The sequence below is a fragment of the Paenibacillus sp. Marseille-Q4541 genome (assembly GCF_018310695.1).
Taxonomy (GTDB): Bacteria; Bacillota; Bacilli; order Paenibacillales; family Paenibacillaceae; genus Paenibacillus.
In genome coordinates this window covers 69,293-86,352 of the sequence record NZ_JAGXCY010000023.1, presented here as the reverse complement: position 1 = coordinate 86,352, position 17,060 = coordinate 69,293, and the positions used below count along the sequence as shown (strand labels likewise).

Sequence of the window (17,060 nt, the reverse complement as noted above, 5' to 3'; positions counted from 1 at the left end):
GCTATTATGAAAGTCAAATTGATAAATTCCAAGTTGTAGAGATAATTTTGATTCTCAATCGTTTTCAATTGCGAATATAAAAGCACGGCAGTTATGGCTAGAGAGCCTACACTGCGAACAAGTTTCTTACCGAACTGTTTCGGACAAATCAAAGGCTGACAGAAGGCCTCCTGCTGACCGCTTTCCAGGTAATTGTCCAGCAGCGCCCTCTCTCAGAAGCACACCCAGTGTTGGTTTAAAGTTCTTAGTTCTTACGAATTGTATTTTGATAGATACCTATTCCTTCTGGATCAATAACCAATCAGCATTGGCTGAAAAATGAATTTGAGAAGTTTATCAACGAATGAATCCCATCTCTTTAACAAGCAAAAACCACCAAAGAAAAGGGCAGATTAACTACTTTCTGCCTTTTTCATAATTTAACAAAAATGTTAATTGACGGAGCGAGTTGAGTGTGATAGCATTGGTTTAACTTAAAACGAAAAGGCTATGATGAGAAATAGTAGGTATTAGGGATCTCACAGAGAGAAGATGGTTGGTGCGAATCTTCAGTGATCTAATAGTGAAGCAGTCTCGGAGCTGTGAACCGAACAGAGGAATCTTAGTAGGCTTCAACGGAGTTCCACCGTTATTCAGGAAACAATATCGGAGATATCCCGTATTGATAGAGTGCAGAGGAATCTGAAATTAGGTGGTAACACGGACATAATAGTTCGCCCTAAGTTGACAAGTAATATGTCAGCTTAGGGCTTTTTTGTTTTATTTCTTCTCGTTTGAATATTTGCAAAATAATTTTACGAGAATAAATAATAATTGAAATGGAGGTATTGAGCATGGTGAAAATGACACCAGATAAGTTAAGAAAATCATATATTGATTTTATGAAAGGAATAGGGGCTAGCCAAGTGCCCTCTTCTAGCTTGTTACCAGAAAATGATCCCTCAACGTTGTTTACAGGAAGTGGAATGCAACCTATGGTTCCATATTTATTGGGGGAAAAGCATCCGATAGGTAATGAGATTGCTAATATTCAGAAGTGTTTAAGGACAGTGGATATTGATGAAGTAGGAGATACGTCGCATCTGACATTTTTTGAAATGATAGGTCGATGGGAGTTTAAAGCAAATGAAAATAACTATAAGAAAAAGCAAATCGATGCCATTTGGAATTGGCATATTATCGAATTAGGAATTGATCCTGGCAGGCTGTATATCAGTGCTTTTATAGGAAGTGACGATTTGAATATACAGAAAGATACGGAAGCCATTCAAATCTGGTCAGAAAAATTTAAATCAGTTGGTATAGAACCTATCATTGAAGATGATCCCTATCAATATGGGGCATCTAGAGGTGGAAAAATATTCTTATACGATGAAAAAGAAAATTGGTGGAGTCGAGCCGGAAGTCCATTGGATATGCCTGTTGGTGAACCGGGTGGGCCTGATAGTGAAATGTTCTATGATCTTGAACCAGGCGGTGATTCACTGGATCATCCTGCTTCTGCAAGCGAGAGGTTTTTAGAAATTGGGAACAACGTATTTATGTGTTACAAAAAAGAAGACACTGGATTTGTAAAAATGCAAAATCCCAATATTGATTATGGAGGCGGATTAGAAAGGGTTGCAACAGCCCTTAATGGTGACAAGGATATTTATAATACGGCTTTCTTCCTTAATCCCAAGAAAAAATTGATGGAGTTAAGTGGTAAACAATATACTGACGATTTAAAGTCGTTTAGAATCATACTTGATCATGTGAGAGCGGCTACTTTTCTAATTAATGATGGTGCGGAGCCAGCTAATAGTGATGCAGGGTATATAACAAGAAGGTTATTAAGAAGGGCGATTCGTGCAGGTAAAAAAATAGGTATACAAGGAAGTTTTGTGGCTGAGTTGTCTGAAGTTTATATAGATGAAGCAACAGCTTATGAAGATTTGATCGGTAATAAAAAGAAAGTTATCGAAATAGTAAATAAGGAAGAAAATCTTTTCTATAGAACTTTACAGCAAGGAGAATTTGAAATACAAAAACATCTTAAGAATAAGGGTAAAGTTACAGGTGCAGATGCCTTTTATTTTTACGAAACATATGGGTTTCCCTTGGAGTTGACGGAAGAGTTTCTAACTGAAAGTGGATATAGCATGGAGGACAAGGCGTCTTATATAGAGGCGGCAAAGAAACATGCTGAAAAGAGCAGAACTGCTTCTGCGGGTAAATTTAAAGGTGGACTCGCTGAACATTCAACAGAAACAACAGCGCTGCACACGGTATCTCATTTATTACTTGCTGGTTTAAGGGAAGTTTTAGGTGATCATGTTCATCAACAAGGAAGTAATATTACTTCAGAGCGATTGCGGTTTGACTTCAATCATGATGAAAAACTTACGCCAGAGCAAATAGCTAAGGTGGAAAAGTATGTGAATGATGCGATTTCATCAAAAGCAGTTATCAATATTTCAGAGATGCCTAAAATTGAAGCGAAAGAAAGTAATGTTGAAGGGAATTTTTGGGATAAATATCCGGATATCGTTAAGGTGTATACAATCAAAGATAACGAAGGGAAAGTTTGGAGTCGAGAAGTATGTGGAGGACCTCATGTAGAAGATACAACAAACTTAGGAAAGTTCAGTATTAAAAAAGAACAATCTTCTGCTTCTGGAGTTAGAAGGATTAAAGGAGTGATTTTAAAGGATTAATTAATAAATATTTCCAGTTCGTTGGCGGTACCGAAGCACAGTATTCAAAGAAAAAGCAAGAAAGGGGAACTTATAAAAAAACAGAACGAAAATCTAGAAAAAAGAAAATAAGAGATTTACATTATTTTCACCTTCAGGGTGATTGATGATGAGATCAACTACCTTGATGAGTCCGCAAATCAAACGAGTTGTCGTGGGACAAGAACATGGTCCCTTTGAAAGTCGCTAATAGCGGCTTTTTTTGTTTTAACGGTACAAGTTCTTGTCCCGATCCAAAGACAAGAACTTGTACCGATTACCGTAAAGGACAAGAACATAGTCCGATTACCGATTAGGCATGAATCTAATCGATTTTCCCCCGTAATTCATTAAGCTAACCGGCAGTTTAGTTGAACAAGAGAAGTGGAGGTTTTATGTCACATTTGACGCATATTGTGCAATAAAAATCCGGCTGAAGAGCCGGTGAATTCACTGATTGTCAACCAACATTATTCCTGATTTTAACTAACTCGTTAATAAAATAATCAAGTTGATTCTTAGTTGATTTAATAGAAGAGGAATGACTATTCTTTTTGGTTTTATAATCCTGTTTTAAAGCTTCAAACGCTAATCCGGCAGCTAACGCAGTGATTCCATCACCTAATGTAGTAATGGAGCCCCCTATAAAAGCCAGCTTGGCAATTTCTATATCTCGTAAGTCCTTATCAGTGGGCAATTTCTGCACCTCCTATTTCCATATGTACTAATATATGTTCGCAATCACAAATTGTTAAAAACGTGTTCGGAACGACTTGTTGCAGTTCTTATGTTCTTATAGTTTTTATATTGCATAGTACGAAAATATTGTGTAATAAAAGAAAGCGTGCTTGTTCAACTAACGGGAAAACGATAGTTTAATCATGAAATAGAGGCAGCTGGTCAAACGATCAGTTGCCTTTTTCATTGACCTAACGGGCTTAAAGGGGTACCGAAAACATTTTAACGAAAAAAAACGCTAAGCCCCCTAATAGTCAAACTAAACCGTCCCGACTACCGGACATTAAACTTCCAGTTGTTTCAACGGTCGTAATGAATTGAGATATAATAGACAAGTCGCTAATTTATCGGCTTTTTTTGTACTCTGAATTAAGACTCATCAGATATGCATACAAGCAGGTAATGTATAATAAATACAGAGCACGGAAATAATAATTACTATTAGCAGGTGAAGGCACTTTTGATTTAAACTAACTCAATTTTTTAAAATAAGACTCGAGAAAATATGATGTGACACATTATATAAGAGAGTATACGATAGATGGGATTAAACAGTCTTAAAGACATATGTACAAAATGAGCAGCTTTACTCTTATTACATTCAACATAGTAGTGTAAAGGTCCGAAACGTTGAAAAGAGAGATCGAAGTCAAATCGTATTAGATGATTCTTTATTTAGAAATATTAAGCTTGGAAGAGATATAAATAGTGTTAAGAAGCGTTATTCTAAGTTGAGTAAGAGAGACCTCATAACACTTTATAACACTACTTATAAATGCAGAACAATATATAGCTGAACAAAATCAGATTTGGTTAAAGAATGAGTTTGAAAAATATACTTGAAGCAATAAAAAACCAACATCGAAAAACGATGTTGGTTTTTTATTTAGATTTGTTTATTAGCCGGTCAAACGTTATTGGTTCTTAGGTGTGATTTTATAGTCAACCAAATAGTAATTAGAATCTGCAGTATCATTCTTGAAGTACAGTTCAACATAGTCCTCTTTCAGTCCCACATTACATAAGCTTATGGTCAGTTCAAAGTATGTTCCTCCATGTATTGCATCTGACGTATGCTTTCTTTATCCTTATTTTTAAGTGTAACAAGTGTATTGATGGAAGAAATTTGTTTACATCCAAACATAACATATTCTGTTTTGTAAATACTCTTAAGTCCTGACACTATAGAAGAGTGCAGCTGTTGTAATAAAGCTTCCTCAAGCTGCTTTTTAGCTCCTTATAGCCATCAACAGGCTTATGTAGTATTGCTACCCGTTTGATCTTAGTCAATCAGTTTCAAAAGTTAGACTTCATTTTTTTGATGAATCAGGAAAGACATATTTGTTTGGAATTGAGGAACATAAGGCGCTTGGATATAAAATAAACCGAGTTGTTACTAGTATCGATCTTCGTAACCAATCAAATACAACAAAAACTATAGTCGAAGATTTTAATTTTAATAAACGTGGAGAGAGAATTAACATAAATGGAAGTGATGGGCGTTTTGAACCTTGGGCTAACGATATACCAGGTGGATACCTACGATGGGTATTTAGCGGCTTTTTTGTTTTATCGGTACAAGTTCTTGTCCCGATCCAAGGACAAGAACTTGTACCGATTACCGATTAAATACATATCTAAATAATGAGCACATAGTTAAAACCTCATTAAGTACCATAATACATAAAGGTGTTCAATGTTCACATTGTTATGGAACAACTGACACGATGAGAGGTAAACACAGGCAGTTAGGTACTAGTAAAGTGAAATATTGGTACAGAAACTAGCTGTTGAGGACAAGTACTTATACCGATTACTGAAATGGACAAGAACATGTTCCCATTACCGATTAGATGAATATCTAAGTTAAGGTGGTAAGTTTCTTTAGAATGACTAAAACGCTGAGGGCTCTTTATGGTCAAGGGACCAGCTTCATTGCTCGAAAGTATCATCAACTGGAACTGTGATCCCATTGAATGGCTATAACAAGCTCAAATAAGCACTGTATCAAAGAATTGGAGAGGAAATGTGCTTTAGATCAAGAGGTCGAAACATATGCCGAGTTCATCTTTTGTGTTGATTCTGAACATTGTTGTGGGATATGAACATGTCCTATTACCGATTAGGCAACATGTAACTAATCGATCTTCGCCCGTTAATTTATTAAGCTAACGGGCAGTATAGTTGCAACCAAAAAGGAAACACGTGAGTTCCGTCGAATCAGTATCAGACTAATTCTGTGGCCATGGAGTGATTCGATGTATACTTTACGTGAACTGAAAACTAAAGATCTATCTAGTATTTGTTCCTTTCCTCAAAACGAGGAGGAAATGATATTTTCTTTCCCGAGAGCTGTATTTCCTTTAACACCAGATCAAATTATTAAAACAATTACAAGCAGATTAAAGCCAACTGTCGTATTACATAATAATAATGTCATAGCTTTTGCATGTCTTTATGACGTTCAAGAGAATACATGCTCCCTAGGTAACGTAATTGTGTCATCGGAATATCGGGGTAAAGGAGTTGCTGTATTTCTTCTTCAAGCTATATCAACAAATGCAAAGGAGGAGTTTAAAGTAGATACTTTACAACTAGTTTGTCAGAACATTAACACACGCGGTTTAATTTTCTATAAAACACAAGGTTTTATTCCAATTGATCTATTCTGGAATCAGAGACAGTCAGGCGAATATATAGTAGGAATTCGTATGGAAAAGTCGCTCATCAGCATATGATTACTCAAAATATATGAATTCTTAGGTTTATTTGTTCAGCTTTCGTCGGCTCCCGTCACAATATGATTGTTACGCTAACGGGCAGAACTTAGACTTTTAATGGAGAAAAAAGGTTTTGTGGTACTATATGTAATTATAGTTTGTAAAATAAATGGATTATTTGAAAATGGGGGATTCAAAATATGGAACGTAAAATTCAATTAATGGAAACCTACCTAAATATCGACCTTGGAAAATCACCCTTTTTAAAATTAGATAAAGGGTTGCAAATTCCATACTCTTCAATTAAGGGAATAACAACAGGTAGACCGATACCAAATGCTTTTAAACTATATGGTGCTTTATTAGGAGGAATGAGAAATGGGTTATTTAGAGCAAAGGGTGGTTATCAACTGCACTTTTTTGAAAATGAGCTTAAAACTCTTCATTTAGATTTGAATAGCTTTCAAGTTGGTAAGTTCAAAATATCAAAGTTGATCATTGGTATTGAAAATCCTGAAGAAATAAGTAAAAATATTTCCGAAAGAGTGAAGTGATAATTTGTTGATGAACTGTTCTTTGAACTAACGGGAAACGTTAGTTCAAGAAGAAGTAAGCAACTGATCAACAGACCGGTTGCTTTTTCTTTAAGTTATTGGGCAGGATGAAGTAGTGAATCTGTTGAATTCACTATATATATGCGCGTACTCTAATTTAACTACTCTTAGTGTTTTTTGATATAGGGCATCAGGTATATCAATAAGACTACTGAAGTATGAAAAATAAGAAAACAGCTTTCAGTTAACAGGATTTAATAAATCCCCAATTGGGGATTTAGGAGGTGTGGGATATTGTTTTATCTCAGTTTAGTAGGCCTTTTTTTTATCTTTTTTATTATAATTGCAATAATGACTATTAGATCAGCCCGAGACAAAAAGGATGATCAATAATAAGTTTAAATCCTCATTGAACTTGTAAGTAGTATTCTTAAGTATCGTGCGTATACACACGATACTTATTTTTGTGAACTTAAAAAATCTTTCTGCAGCCCTTTTGATATAGAAACGAAACTTTTAGACTTCTTTTTGGATATGCATTAATCATTCAACTAACGAAGAAACGTTAGTTGAATTACACAAGTAGCAGCTAGTCGATCGGCTGTTTTTTTCGTTAAGCTAATGGGCAGTTATGCGTAACTTCCAAGGAATGTAAATATCTAAATAACGTAAGGAACGAGGAGGCAGACAATTCATGGGAGGAACGAATGTATGGGATGCGGAGTGGGAGATTAACGAAGAGCAGGCGCGGACGCTGATCGGCAGACAATTCCCTCAGCTGTCATCGAAGCAAGTGAAGCGATTGGGCTGGGGCTGGGACAATACGGTTTTTCTCATCGGTGACGAGTACGTGTTCCGGTTTCCAAGAAGAACGATTGCAGTTGGCTCGATTCTTATGGAAGGGAAGCTGCTGCCGAAGCTGGAGGTATATTTGACCATCCCCTATCCGAAACCGTTGTTTTATGGCGAAGCAAGTGACGAATACCCGGCACCATTTCTTGGCTATGCCTACGTGCCAGGAGATTTCCCAATCGGTTTGACGGAAGAAAGCCGGGCTTTATCGGCAGAGACGCTGGCGAAATTTTTGCGGAGATTGCATAAGTTTCCGGTACAGGCGGCGCTGAAGTGCGGAGTTCAGCAAGATCATCGAAACTTGACGGACATAGCATTGCGCAAAGTGAAATTGGAGGGCTTTCTATCGAAGGTGGTTGAACACTTGTCACCGGAGGAGTCCGGTGTGATCGAAGCGTATATTAGCAGGCTGCAAAAGGAGCGTGTCGAGGCGGTGAATGCACTGCTACATGGCGATCTTCATTTCAAAAATATGCTTGTGAATGAGAACGGGATCGTTTCCGGCATCATTGATTGGGGCGATCTGAGTGTAGGACATCCGGCTTGCGATTTGAGCGTTGCTTATAGCTTTTTACCACCTTACGCTCGCGGAGTGTTTTTCGAAACGTACGGAGGAGCGGACGAGGAAACGAAGCTGCTGGCGCGGCTGATCGCGGTATACATCCCCATACTGATCTTAATGCAAGCGGTCGATGACGGGAATGAAGCGATTGCGGCAGAGGCGAAATCCAACATCATGCGGGCACTGTCGGATTAGGCTCCTTATTTCGTTGCGGCTATGTGGCTATGGCTATCGGCACAATTTTGTCGTTTAAAGGACGCGATAAGGTACGATCCGCCTTCTCTGATGCCGCTTTATGTTGAGGAACACAAAATTCAACAGAGTAAGTCGTTGCGCTAACGGAAAACGATAGTTCAAGAAGAAAAAGTAAGCAACCGATCAATAGAGCGGTTGCTTACTTTTTCTTTAAGATATTGGGCAGAATAGCGTACACGTCCATAAGCCACTTCTAGGTAGTCTGTTGGCGTTAGGACGAGAGGGGTTATATCATTTTAGTAGTTCTTGGTAATCTGATTATAGGAATATTAAACAAAATAAATGATGTTTATTGTCTATACCGTAGTTAATAGGGGAGTTTTGTGTCAATTAACATCAAGTATCGGGTGACAAAAACATAGTAACATTAGAAGCCGCTGATTATGCGGCTTTTTATATTTATGTTATCAAGTTCTTGTCAAAACACAATGACAAGAACTTGATAACATTCCCGACGGATGACAAGAACATTGTTACATTCCCGATATGATTTCATCGACGGCGGCAAATGAAGTTGATTAAACGACCTTTTATTAAACTACTGCGCAGGATAGTTCTATAGAAGGAAAGAAAAAATAAGTGTGGAATAAAAAAAAGAGAATAATTGATAAGTTTTTTGATTTTTGAAGACTGGATTAGAAGCTATATGTCGGGGGACTAGAACATGGTCCCTTTGAAAGTCGCTATTAGCGGCTTTTTTTGTTTTAACGGTACAAGTTATTGTCCCGAACCAAAGACATGAACTTGTACCGATTACCGATTAGGCATGAATCTAATCGATTTTCACTCGTAATTCATTAAGCTAACGGGCAGTATAGTTCAATTATAATTGTTTTCTCAATCCTGTTTATAAGTTGAAACTGTTAAAGTGTATTATTATTGAACGAAAAGGGGACTAAGAGATGGGCAAAGGAAAAATCGTATTTTTGAACGGAGTAACCAGTTCAGGAAAAACATCTATAGTAGATGCTATTCAGCTAAAATCGGATGAGTTTTTTTATGTTGTTGCAAACGATCTTTTTGAAAATACAATTGGCGATAACTATCTTCGAGAAGATTATTGGAAATATTTAAGTGATGCAATTATTATGATGTATCATACCGCTAAACTATTTTCTGACCATGGTAAAAATGTGCTTATCGATGGCATTTTGGTAGAAAGACCTGAGTTAAAACCGCATTATGAAAAAGTTAAGGACATATTTGCTGGGTACCCTTTTTATATTGTTGAAGTGTTTTGTCCTTTGGAAATTTGTCGCCAAAGAAATATTGAACGTGGAGATAGAACTGAAGATCAAACAGACTGGCAAAACAAAATTATGGCAAAAGATATTCAGTACGACTGTACTGTCAACACACACATAAATTCTCCTGAAGAATGTGCGGATTCGATTCTAAAATGTTTGTTTGGTAGGTCCGAAGGTTAATCATATTACGCTAACGGGCAGGTTAGCTCAACCCAAATATTTGAAAATAACATATGGTTCACCGCCTTGTGTCTAACAGCAAGTTTTCATTCGGAGCTTCCGAGGTGACGCCGTTAACGTTTGTCAATTCACCGAATGGAATGATCAACGTCTTCTAGACACGACGAGCAAGCCGCCGGAAATGATCGAAATCGGACATGTAAGAAACTCCGAAAACCTACTACATTCAAGGGTGTTCGGAGTTTCTTTTTTTAGAGTCAACCCTATGCAGGGAAGGTATTCATTTCATAGATTTTTTGGAGCATATGGGCAGGCTTCGTCTTCTCGTCATCATCCTCTGTGTGGAGATACCTCTCCACAAGCCTGTACCCGAATACGAGAAGAATCATTTCGTAGACGCAATGGTCGGCAACAGGGGGGGCATATGCATATTCCGAAAAGCCTTTGTAATACGCGGGAACACACCGCTGGTAGCATTCAACCATGTGATCAATATCTGCTTCATCTTCATCCGCAATCAGGCTTGCGAGGTCCTCGCCCAAATAGCCCCATCCGGATGTATCCCAGTCGATAAGCGCGATGTTTCCGTCGGCATAGATCAGGTTGTTCACCCAGAAGTCCCGGTGGCATAGCACGAGGGGCAATTGCTCAATGCGAGCAAGTATTTCGTCTGCGCGATCATCGATATCAATGATCATTTGCCGTACGTGTTGCGGGAATTCGCAGTCCTCTGATCGTATATAATCGTAAACGACTGGCCATGACCGACAATGCAGATATGTATTTTTCATAAGATTCGCATGGCTCAAGTTGGTCAGATTCTGCAGTGCAGGGGGCTGTTTCGCATGTAGCTTACCTTGTAAGCGTCCTAACTCCAACGCAGCCTGTTCATACATGTCACCGGTCAAGTCTAAACCTGTTACACCATCGATATATTCCAGCCATAGCTGGAATTCATCTTCTTCGGTATTCATCTCGGCGTGATAACATACGGGCCAACGCAAGGCATCTGAGAATGTCGCTCCCAAGTCAGACATATAGAGATCATATTCTCGGCGCCAGGAATTCTGATCGTTGTAACGTTCCCATTTTTTCTGAATTTTCAGTACAATACGGTACGGCGTTTTTTTCCACCTGCGGTTTCGACGCTCCCGGTTACCAGGTACACATTCCCCACAGTACCACCCTGTAATGGCATGGTTTGGCTATCGGCCGAGATAATATTCTTCTTGAACTGTTGTTTTAAGGCATGGATCAGCGTTTGGGGATTAATGTTCATTTTTTCCAACCTCCGTAACCCTGCCGGTTAATAAACCGCCTTGAATTGCGTTTATTTCTGTATAACCATAGGTTTTCAAATCCATCATGTTTTTTTGTTAGCTCCTTTAATGTTGTTTTTTGGACGTAAAAATGCCACGGACAAGCAGCCTCTAAAGAAGCTGCTGTCGCGCGGCGGCATCAGGACGCATCAAAAAGATACGACCTTCTCGTATCTGCAAACAGCAATATTCACGAAAGGTTACTTTGGATGGCATACCAAATAATCCGGGTGTTTTCCCGCTTTTTCGCATATGCCTACTATTCAGTTTAAGACGAAACCACCATATAAGTAGTTGCGATTAAAAACATCTCCCTTCGTGTCAGGAACTTGCTCTTATCACTAAGCTGTCTTTAAAATAACCTTTTTTGGAAAAAAATCAATTCCTAAATTCATCACATAGAATAGCTTATTTTCAGCTATCTTAATACTCGATAACCCATTCTTTTATCGTAGTGGATTGCGAAAGAAAGTACCTGCAGATGCTGAGTCACTGGGAGGATATATAAATGATTCGGCGAAATTGCTGAAAAAACTTATTGAATACTCGTTGTTAATCATTCAACTAACGTGACACGTTGGTTTAGAAAAATCCAAGAACATTTGCTACCACGGCAGTTGTTCCTCTTAAGCTATTAGGCAGAGCTCTTTCAATATGTGTTAATATAAATCAAAGATATTAGGGGCTTGTTAATCGGTCGGGAATGGTACATGCCTGATAGGAATTAAAGCTATGGATTTCACGATTCCTGTATTATGTTACCCTGACAAACCATGCTTTCCTTCTGCATTATTACCAGAGGCAGAATGGGTTGTTTGGAATGAACTAAAATGTGATAATGCCAATGGCAAACATATCTAACACCTCAGAAAATTGCAATGATCGTCATGAGCAAACCAAATGATGAGAATATCCAACTCCAAAAATCGGTTGATCAATATGTTAAAAAATTAAATTTTTAAAACCTGTTGATGATTAATTCACCAACGGGTTTTTATTTTTTGTTTGGCTGATGAAAGAAAAGGGGAAAGTTACGACATACGGTACAAGTTCTTGTCCCGAGCCAAAGACAAGAACTTGTACCGATTGCCGTAAAGGACAAGAACATGGTCCGATTACCGATTAGGCATGAATCTAATCGATTTTCACCCGTAATTCGTTAAGCTAACCGGCAGGATAGTTCCAATATGTTAACACTATTTTGGATGACTGGATTTATATATTGACTGTTACTGGGAGGAGTAGGATGGGACAGAAACTAATAGAGAGGATAAAAGCTCTCTATCTATCGGCTATACATTCAGCTATTTTTAACGGATTCAAATTCGATTATAATTAAATATTCTCTACTTGACTCTTATTTACTTTGATACTATTTGAATAGTTACAAATGAATAAGGAAGTGATCTAATGACAATTGAACAAAGTAGAGTAAACCATATGCCTATATTTTCAAAAACAATAACTGACTTTTGGCGTGCACAATTTTTTAACGGTGATGTCATCTATAGCGATGAAGCCTTTACTCTCGCCATTAGCCCTGATCTGAGCGAAAACAGTCGGGTTATGGTACTGGAAACCGCTGACGGTCGGGTTATGGCGGTCTTGACGCCTGCGCTGGCCGAAAAGGCAGGCCTTGATCAACGACAAGACCTATCTGAGCTGACCTTTCGGCGGAAATTGAATGAAGTGGGAGTGACTCTGCATGGAGCAGATTATCTTTTTTATTATTCAGAAGCTGAAAAGAACGTATTGCTGCAAGAAAATCTGGAAGGTGACTTGCGCCGGTTAACAGAGCAAGATGATGCACTTTTCTCCGTGTTCAAGTCCTCGGCCTCGGAACAAGACTTAGATGACGCTTATGTGGAATTAGATCACTGGGCAGTATTCGGCTCTTTTGAGCAAAACCGTCTAGTCAGCGCCGCGAGCATGTATCCCTGGAAGAACCAGACGCAAATTGCGGATCTCGGCGTACTGACTCTGACGCCCTTTAGGGGTAAAGGTCACGCCCGCAAAGTAGTGCTTTCAATCTGCAAGTACGCCTATGATCAGGGATACGAACCCCAGTACCGATGTCAGATCGATAACCAGGCGTCTACGTCGCTGGCTAAAGCGGCAGGTTTGACGATTTTCGGAAAGTGGGACGTGATTTCACCGGACTCAACTGACTGAGAGTCCAATAGAGATCACAGCAGTATCTAATATCTAGATAATGGAAAAGATGATTTTAAAAAAAATAGAAAAAGAAGTGCTCAACATGGCATTGGACGATTCTCTAGAATAAAGGGAGACAACTATTTGACTTGATATGTGTTCTCTTTTTTTTGAATTTCCATAAAGGAAGGAGCATACCCTTTGCAAAAATAATATTCAAATTAGAGTTACAAGGTTGCAGCGTTAGAAAAGATTTACGGGGGATGACTTAAGTGAATGAATGTTTAATAGCAAAAGTGAAGCATCTAGATACCCATAAGTTAATGAAGTTAGTTGGCGAGAGCAAGAGCGAAGGGTTCCTTCACCTCGAACGGTTGGTGACCGACTATAAAGCTGGAACAAATAAATTCGATAAGAACGGGGAAGCCCTCTTTCTCGTTATTAAAAACAGTGAAATTTTAGGGGTTTGCGGATTGAATCAAGCCCCCTTTACAGATAGTAAAAAGGTTGGTCGTGTTCGTCGGCTGTATGTCTCGCCAAGTGCTCGTAGATTTGGTATAGGACGACTGCTAATGGATTCGGTTATTGCGGAAGCCCAAAATCACTATCTAATGCTTGTATTAAAGACTGATAATTCTGGTGCTGATTTATTTTATCGCTCTATCGGATTTTCGAATAAGGTTGATTCACAATATGAAACCCATTTCCTAGAGTTAAGCTAACGGGACACTATAGCACCATGAAAACAGGCTGCCGAAATTATCGGCAGCCTGCTAAGCTAACGGGCAGTTATGCGTAACTTCCAAGGAATGTAAACATCTAAATAACGTAAGGAACGAGGAGGCAGACAATTCATGGGAGGAACGAATGTATGGGATGCGGAGTGGGAGGTTAACGAAGAGCAGGCGCGGACGCTGATCGGCAGACAATTCCCTCAGCTATCCTATATCGCGGCAAACCTTCAACGCACATGAGAGTCCTCTCTAAAACAGATGATGATGTTATTAAGGCTAGGCTTCCCGAAATATTTATTAAAATGGCCAACAAGATCAAAGAAGAACTTAATATAAAGGAACAATCAAATGTATAGGTATATGAAAAGTGATGATTGGACGCCAGCTGATAATATGTCTTTTGATTCAACTAGTATAAGAAAAATTAAATCAGAAGTTAATACATTGATTTCTGCTGGACCAGGCGCCGGAAAGACTGAACTTTTGGCACAAAAAGCCTCATTTTTGTTAACAACGAACAAATTAATTTTCCCGAGACAATTACTTGCACTTAGTTATAAAGTTGATGCTGCCAAAAATTTAGAGGAGAGGGTACATGTAAGATGTGGGGAAACCCTATCCAAACGTTTTATTTCTCGTACGTATGATGCTTTTGCTAAATTAATCGTTGACCAGTTTTGTGATTTACTACCACCAGAACTTAAGCCATCAATTGATTATGAAATCGGAACAAGTGAGGATGTGAAACAAGCTTATATAGCCGCTGGGCATCGAAGTATCCTTTGGGACAGAGACTCATATCGTTTTTATATTAATACTTATTTAGTACAATACAAACTTCCATTTGTAGATACTGAGTACGGTGATATTGCTAGAAAAGTTCTACCCATTTTGCTAAAAGGAAACGATAACCTACAACCAAAATTAACTTTTCCAATAATTGCGCGTCTAGCAGAATATATTGTGAGAAACAATCCTTCAGTTAGAAGTTCTTTACAACTTACATTTGGTCATGTTTTTTTAGATGAATTCCAGGATACACCTGAGCATCATTATGATCTGATAAAGAGCGCCTTCAGAGATCAGGGAAATATTCTAACTGCTGTTGGAGATAAAAAACAACGTGTAATGGTTTGGGCGGGAGCCGCTGACAATATATTTGAACGTTTTACAAGTGAATTTAATGCAGTTAATGAAACTCTTTTAGTCAATCATCGATCAGCCCCAAAGCTTGTTTCAATTCAATAACCAATAATTAAAAGTATGACTGGTCAAGATATAATAATAACTCCTAATGATCGATGGTCTGCTGAAGATGGAATATCAGAGGTTTGGGGGTTCGAGAATGAAAAAGAAGAATCTTTGGTTGTAAGTCAGAAAATCAAAGAACTCATTGAGTATGAGTCGTTATCACCAAATGACATCTGTATTTTAACCAGAAAATTACCTGCAATATATACTAAAGAAATAATGGATATGTTAGAACGCAATCATATTCATGCACGAGTAGAAGAAAAGTATCAAACGTTATTAAAGGAAGATGTTATACAGATTATACAATCTATTATATTGTTAGCATTACCAATCAAAGCTCCTGATGAATGGACATTTATAATTAAGGTTTTAAGGCAACTACATGGTTACAATTCAAGGACCTCCAATATTGTTCAACAAACACTTGAGAGTAACTTTATTAGCTACCTAAAAACGCTAGAGTTAAAAATGGCGAGTATAACTAATGAAGGCGAATTGTACCTTTTAGCCTTAGATATACTTAACTATCTGGATCGGGAAAGACTAAGAGGATTATACAGACAATATAATAATGCATATTTGGATACTCTAATTAAAAACTATGTAAATCTATTGTGGATTGAATATGAAACTTGTACTGATTGGGTATATTCGATTGAAAGATTTAAAGGATTGCATTCAATACCAGTAATGTCAATCCACAAAAGCAAAGGATTAGAATATAAGGTGGTCTTTCTTATTGGATTGGAGGATGATGCTTTCTTTGGAGACAATATTGATGAAGAGCTTTGCACTTTCTTTGTTGCAATATCTAGAGCAATCGAGCAATTGTTTATAACAAAATGTGACAAACGTGGTGATGAGAAAAAAACGACGAATAAAGTAAAACCATTCTTTATTTTGTGGAATTCTTCTGGAATTGGCCAATTTGTTTCTTTCAAGAATGAATTCAATAAAAAATTCAATGAATACTATGGAATTCAATAATGTCGCTAAATTGGTAAAGGCACATCAAATATTTTGCCCTAACTGTGGGGGAGATGTAATATTCAAGAATGGTACCGTTAACACATCCCATTTTGCACATCGTGTGGCAGAATGTAAATTTGTTGGTCACGAGCCTGAAACAAAAAGCCATATAAAGGGAAAGGCCATTCTGTATGAATGGCTAAGGGGTATGTTTCCTACTGCATTTGTGCAATATGAAATGCATATACCCGCCACTGGACAAATAGCAGATGTTTATGTAGAGCATAAAGATGGTGTGTATGCTGGAGTAAAGTGGGCTTTCGAGTTTCAACACAGTCAAATGACCATTGCCCAGTGGGAAGAGCGCCACAACTTATATGAGTCTGTTGACATACAAGATTTCTGGATTTTTGACAAGGCTAAGTTTATGAAGTTCTCGTCAGCTAGGGATTTTACAGATGCCAGAAGAACAGTTAAATTCGATGAACATATTTACGATAAAACAGGTCTTTTGTACTTTCTTGATTTGGAGAAGTCCGAGTTATCTATTGAATTTAACTACATTAAAACACCAAGAACCACCATGGTGGGTGGGTATAATAGGACGCAATACTTCACTTATCATGAACCAAGAGAAAACTCTATCCCAATATCTAGTGTTAGAGTAAGAAAGTGCAGAACGTTTGATTATTTTGTGCTAGAGAGTAGAGCTAAATAAATCTTCTATACATATGTACAAAATACGGGTTTTGTGAAAATGTAAGAAACAAAAGGTATTTTTTTATTTATTAAGTTGTTCCTTTGACTG

12 protein-coding genes, 1 pseudogene and 1 other annotated feature are annotated in these 17,060 nt (G+C 37.9%); of the genes and pseudogenes, 11 read left to right on the top strand and 2 right to left on the bottom strand.

Annotated elements, in window-relative coordinates; genetic code table 11:
• Positions 1-480: 480 nt before the first annotated feature.
• Positions 481-724 (top strand) — a binding site (T-box leader).
• 109 nt (positions 725-833) lie between these two features.
• The gene (locus KFT32_RS19490; protein WP_211749002.1) at positions 834-2,696 is read left to right on the top strand and encodes an alanine--tRNA ligase; all 1,863 of its coding nucleotides are present in this window, start codon (positions 834-836) and stop codon (positions 2,694-2,696) included.
• Positions 2,697-3,174: 478 nt separating this feature from the next.
• Here KFT32_RS19490 and KFT32_RS19485 read toward each other — a convergent pair whose 3' ends face one another.
• Positions 3,175-3,411: a translation initiation factor 2 gene (locus tag KFT32_RS19485; protein WP_249435996.1), complete on the bottom strand. Its 237-nt coding sequence runs from the start codon at positions 3,409-3,411 to the stop codon at positions 3,175-3,177.
• Between the two features lie 1,382 nt (positions 3,412-4,793).
• On the opposite strand from KFT32_RS19485, the gene KFT32_RS19480 reads away from it, so the two are divergent.
• The 5 genes from KFT32_RS19480 (at position 4,794) to KFT32_RS19460 (ending at position 9,822) form a co-directional block, all read left to right on the top strand.
• A complete protein-coding gene (locus KFT32_RS19480; protein ID WP_211748998.1) occupies positions 4,794-5,081 on the top strand; it encodes a hypothetical protein in 288 nt (95 codons plus the stop codon).
• A gap of 629 nt (positions 5,082-5,710) precedes the next feature.
• A complete protein-coding gene (locus tag KFT32_RS19475; protein ID WP_211748996.1) occupies positions 5,711-6,190 on the top strand; it encodes a GNAT family N-acetyltransferase in 480 nt (159 codons plus the stop codon).
• A 182-nt stretch (positions 6,191-6,372) separates the two neighbouring features.
• A complete protein-coding gene (locus tag KFT32_RS19470) occupies positions 6,373-6,726 on the top strand; it encodes a beta/alpha barrel domain-containing protein (RefSeq protein ID WP_211748995.1) in 354 nt (117 codons plus the stop codon).
• Positions 6,727-7,420: 694 nt separating this feature from the next.
• Entirely contained in the window at positions 7,421-8,335 is a 915-nt protein-coding gene (locus KFT32_RS19465) for a phosphotransferase (RefSeq protein ID WP_211748993.1), read from the top strand.
• A 962-nt stretch (positions 8,336-9,297) separates the two neighbouring features.
• Positions 9,298-9,822: a phosphotransferase-like protein gene (locus tag KFT32_RS19460; protein WP_211748991.1), complete on the top strand. Its 525-nt coding sequence runs from the start codon at positions 9,298-9,300 to the stop codon at positions 9,820-9,822.
• 263 nt (positions 9,823-10,085) lie between these two features.
• Here KFT32_RS19460 and KFT32_RS19455 read toward each other — a convergent pair.
• A pseudogene (locus KFT32_RS19455) lies at positions 10,086-11,101 on the bottom strand (phosphotransferase family protein).
• A gap of 1,450 nt (positions 11,102-12,551) precedes the next feature.
• Between KFT32_RS19455 and KFT32_RS19450 the strand changes: the two are divergent.
• From KFT32_RS19450 to KFT32_RS19430, 5 genes are all read left to right on the top strand, one after another.
• On the top strand, positions 12,552-13,313 hold the full coding sequence (locus tag KFT32_RS19450) for a GNAT family N-acetyltransferase (protein WP_249435995.1): 762 nt from the start codon (positions 12,552-12,554) through the stop codon (positions 13,311-13,313).
• 254 nt (positions 13,314-13,567) lie between these two features.
• A complete protein-coding gene (locus tag KFT32_RS19445; protein WP_349304929.1) occupies positions 13,568-14,017 on the top strand; it encodes a GNAT family N-acetyltransferase in 450 nt (149 codons plus the stop codon).
• Positions 14,018-14,389: 372 nt separating this feature from the next.
• Entirely contained in the window at positions 14,390-15,277 is an 888-nt protein-coding gene (locus KFT32_RS19440; RefSeq protein ID WP_211748990.1) for a UvrD-helicase domain-containing protein, read from the top strand.
• Positions 15,278-15,292: 15 nt separating this feature from the next.
• Positions 15,293-16,270, top strand: coding sequence for a 3'-5' exonuclease (locus KFT32_RS19435; protein WP_211748988.1), 978 nt, complete (start codon positions 15,293-15,295; stop codon positions 16,268-16,270).
• Entirely contained in the window at positions 16,248-16,970 is a 723-nt protein-coding gene (locus KFT32_RS19430) for a competence protein CoiA (RefSeq protein WP_249435994.1), read from the top strand. Before KFT32_RS19435 ends, KFT32_RS19430 begins: the two co-directional genes overlap by 23 nt.
• Positions 16,971-17,060: the final 90 nt, after the last annotated feature.